We start from the raw sequence: 2,437 nt of genomic DNA, 5'->3' as shown, positions 1-2,437 counted from the left end.
AATATTCATCAGGCATTTTTTTAAGTTCGTCTATTTTTTGAGCTTAATCTAAAAAGTGCCTTTTTTTGGGAGTTTCGGTTAAAATTCCAGGGATTTTTTGTCTCTGTTCGGGGAGCGTCCCTGTTCCAAAACTGTCCGAAGTATTGCAATATACTGAGCAATCAAATTATCAGGAATTGCACAATTGCCAACCAAAACTCTAGAATTAGATTTCAAATAAAACATAGAAAAGAATATTTTTTACAAATTATAACTAATTCTGACCATCTTTCAACCCTCTCATCCCAGCCCACCATAAAACAGTCGGGGTGCCGCTAGAATCAAACAGCTCATAATTTGCATCATAATCAACATCAATCTCACGCACAAACCAGGCTGTTTGCTGAATATTCCCCCATTCCGTAAATCGCACAGCACCATATTTTACCGAGTCACGATGAATTATGTAACTGCCATGCAAAACCACAGCACGACGGAGCCGACGAGGGATTAAACCTTCAATTTTGTAAAAAAGGCGATCGGTAGCACTACGACCTCGAATCCGACGCTTCCAAATTTGGTCATAAGTTGAAAATTCACTTACACCCCAAGGATAACTATGAGTTTTAGAAAACTGAGAGAGCTTCTCTAATATCCAGTAATTCTTGAACCAAAACGCATCAGCCCACTGCAAGTGAATCTGCAATCCAATTTCAAATTTAAGTTGAGGATGTTGAGAGCGCAGCGCTAAAACCCATTCAGAGAATTTCTGGAAAACTTGAGGGCGATCGAAAGAGCTAAATGGCTCACTAATAATTACAGTGGAGCCAGAAGGCAAACTATTTAAATATACCTTAAGTTTAAAAACTTCATACTCTGGCTTGTTAAAAATCATGTACTGATTGGTGAACCAATCATCAAGAGTAAATGTTGAGAATTGTTTAGTCCTTGAATCTAAAAACTTAATTCTATGGGCAACACAATCATATTCCTCACACCAACGCATCAATCGAGGAGATTCATGATGATAAAAATCTTCTCTTAACTGATATTCAATTACAAAATAACTAAAATTATTTTCAATATTTGCCCAATATTGTCTAATATGTCGATTAGGAGTTAATTTGTCAAACAGTCGAACTGAATCAACCACTGTTCCCAATTTTAAAGGAATTTTAAAAGGCTCAACAGGTTTAGACAACCAAAATTCAATTAACAAAGTATAGACAATCAATCCGAAAACAAACCCAAAAAGGTTAATAATTAAGCCAAGCTTCAAACCATTAAAAAACAATTTAATCATTTTACTTTGTTACTCCATCCGGGGCGCCAACCCCTGCATTCTACATCAGTAAACTCAGCATTCCAATAACCTTTGTCCCATCCTGAAGAACTTTCTAAATCCTTCCATTCATCATCGTTTAATTGCTTAAATCTAGTACCAGCAACTAAATGATGATACAAAGCGCGAGAAATTAAAAAAGGCTCAGGAATTTTAAATGGATTATATTCTATTTTCAAACCATCAACTTCTGCGTAAGAATATCCAATTAAAAAACACCCTTTAGATTGAGATGCAAACTCAGAAGGACTTGCCCAAATTGTTTGTAGCCAAACTTTTTTGCCATTACAATCAGGAGGAGTACAGGGAACAACTTCAGGAGACCATAAATTATAATGACCACCCTCTTCATAACAAATTTCAGGAGTATTAACACCCACACCATCACCCCAGCAAGTTCGCCATGCTTCCTCATTTCTGATATGATTTCTCTGAGAAATTTCATAAACTTGAGCATAATAATTATCACATTCCTCCTGAGAAGCAGGATTAATTATCCCCGCAATCGTAATCAAAACGGCAACAATGGGCCACAAAGTAGCCCCAATCGAACCCAAAGTAAACCCCACCAAATAAGCAGCAGACCGTGCACTTAACATCGAAGCCGAAACCACAACAAGTGGGGCGACTTCTGCAATCAATAATCTCAAACCACCAGCTAGTTTTGCAAAGCGAAGCAGCATATCACCTCCTACTCGCTAGTCGCCAAGCCTTAACCAAACCGGCAATGAGCATGACAGGTAATCCAGTGCTGTACATCACCACCGCGGCGTACCGCATAATCGGCGAATTCACAGAATCAATCGCAGCAATCATCAAAGCAGGTATGCGGATTGAGTTGGGAGAGCTTGGCATCAAATCAAGAACTTTATCAGATAAAGCAAGTCCGCCACTTTTATTAAGCAAGCAATCATATTGCTCAAGTTCTTGAGGAGTCAGAGGTCGCCGCCAGGTATTAGCCAACCAAAAAGCATCAGGGTTAGCTTGTGACTGACTGCCGCTAGAACTGACAAGCTCCAGGGGCTTATCCTCAGCGCGTATAAGTAGGTCGGCGCAAAAAAACCGAACTATGTTAAGATAAGTAAACAAAGAGAATATATCTACTGAGGTAACTAA

At 38.8% G+C, this 2,437-nt stretch carries 3 protein-coding genes; all 3 read right to left on the bottom strand.

Annotated features, from left to right (window positions below; all coding sequences use genetic code 11):
• Positions 1–253 precede the first annotated feature (253 nt).
• The gene (locus QUA03_RS28720) at positions 254–1,282 is read right to left on the bottom strand and encodes a hypothetical protein (protein ID WP_333217103.1); all 1,029 of its coding nucleotides are present in this window, start codon (positions 1,280–1,282) and stop codon (positions 254–256) included.
• Entirely contained in the window at positions 1,279–2,004 is a 726-nt protein-coding gene (locus tag QUA03_RS28715; RefSeq protein ID WP_333217101.1) for a hypothetical protein, read from the bottom strand. The genes QUA03_RS28720 and QUA03_RS28715 overlap by 4 nt, the downstream gene beginning before the upstream one ends.
• Before the next feature lies 1 nt (position 2,005).
• Positions 2,006–2,437 (bottom strand): hypothetical protein (locus QUA03_RS28710; protein ID WP_333217099.1); only part of this gene is annotated, 432 nt, incomplete at its 5' end.

The organism is Microcoleus sp. S36b_A4, from assembly GCF_036700645.1.
Taxonomy (GTDB): Bacteria; Cyanobacteriota; Cyanobacteriia; order Cyanobacteriales; family Microcoleaceae; genus Microcoleus.
This window is presented reverse-complemented; position numbering and strand designations above follow the sequence as displayed.

Coding starts and splice junctions, on each gene's coding strand:
- QUA03_RS28720 (WP_333217103.1), bottom strand. CDS start 1,282: ATGATTAAATTGTTTTTTAATGGTTTGAAGCTTGGCTTAATTATTAAC.
- QUA03_RS28715 (WP_333217101.1), bottom strand. CDS start 2,004: ATGCTGCTTCGCTTTGCAAAACTAGCTGGTGGTTTGAGATTATTGATT.